Below are 1,613 nucleotides of genomic sequence, written 5' to 3'. Positions count from 1 at the left end.
CCGCCGAGGTGGAAGAAGGAGTCGTCGATTCCGACGCGTTCGACACCCAAGATGTGGGCGTAGATGCCGGCCAGGATCTCTTCGAGGGCGGTCCGTGGGGCGCGGTAGTTATCGCCCTGGTAGTCCGGGGCGGGCAAAGCGCGGGTGTCGAGTTTGCCGTTGAGCGTCAACGGCAACGCCTCGAGCACCACCACCGCCGCGGGCACCATATAGGGAGGGAGCCGCTGACCCAACCGGGCCCGAATATCGGCGGGGTCAGCGGCTCCAGTCACATAGCCGACGAGACGCCTCTCGCCGGCCTGGTCTTCACGAACCAGCACCGCCGCCTGTTCAACGCCGTCCAATTCGGCGATCGCGGTGCGGATTTCGCCCAACTCGATGCGATACCCACGCACCTTGACCTGCTCATCGGCGCGCCCCCGATACCGCAACTGCCCATCGGGACCCCAGCACACCAGATCCCCAGTCCGATACATACGCTGGCCCACCACACCGAACGGGCACGCCACAAACCGCGACGCGGTCAGCCCGGGGCGGCGCCAGTACCCGACGCCGACGCCCTCGCCGGCCAGATACAGCTCGCCCACCACGCCGGCGGGCACTGGGCGCAGCCACCCGTCGAGCACGAAGAACGCCGCCCGGGTCACCGGCGAGCCGATCGGCGGGAATCCCGAGCCCGCCTGTAGCGAGGCACTCTTGCAGGCCCACATGGTCGTTTCGGTGGGGCCATACACATTGACCATCACCCGGCCCGGCGCCCAGCGGTCCACCAGCTCCGGCGGACACGGCTCGGCCCCGACCACCAACGCCGTGAAATCCAACCCCTCGACCGACAGCATCCCGGCCGCCGACGGGGTCTGGGTCAACACCGTCACACCCTCACCCACCAGCAGGGCATGAAACTCCTCAGGCGACCGCGCCACCGCCTCGGGCACCACCACCAACCGACCACCATGCAGCAGCGCACCCCAGATCTCCCACACCGAGAAGTCAAAGGCATACGAGTGGAACTGCGTCCACACCTGCCCGGCCGACAGATCGACCCCGATATCCAGATCGTCGAACAGCTGCGCAACGTTGTGATGCGTCACCGCAACGCCTTTGGGCACACCCGTGGTCCCCGACGTGTAGATCACATGCGCCACATCGGTCGGCGACGGCCCCGGCGGCGGGGTGCTCGGCTGGGCCGCCACCGCCGGGTCGGCCACATCGATGACCACCCCACCAAACCCCCCGAGCCGATCCACCAGCTCGGCGGTGGTGACCGCGACCCTCGGGGCGGCATCAGTCAGCATGAACTCCACCCGCGCATCGGGCAACCCCGGGTCGATCGGCAGATACGCCGCCCCGGACTTGAGCACCGCCACGATCGCCACGATCGCCTCGGCCGACCGCGACAACAGCAGCACCACAACCCCACCCGGGCCCGCACCGGACTCGACCAGCAGATGCGCCAACCGATTGGCCGCCTCGTCAAGCTCCCGATAAGACATGGACCGGCCCTCGAACGTCACCGCCACCGCATCCGGAGTCCGCGCCACCTGCCCGCCGAACAACTCCACCACCGACACCGGCACCACCGCACGACCCAACGCCGACACATTGCCCCACGC

Annotated in this window: 1 protein-coding gene; it reads right to left on the bottom strand. The window is 68.5% G+C overall.

Annotated features, from left to right (window positions below; all coding sequences use genetic code 11):
- A partial coding sequence (locus A9W96_RS26745) for an amino acid adenylation domain-containing protein (RefSeq protein ID WP_156765431.1) occupies positions 1–1,613 on the bottom strand: 1,613 nt, incomplete at both ends.

The organism is Mycobacterium sp. 1245852.3, assembly GCF_001669335.1.
GTDB classification, from domain to species: domain Bacteria; phylum Actinomycetota; class Actinomycetes; order Mycobacteriales; family Mycobacteriaceae; genus Mycobacterium; species Mycobacterium europaeum_A.
The sequence above is the reverse complement of the archived record's forward strand: the minus strand, read 5'-3'. Positions and strand labels throughout refer to the sequence as shown.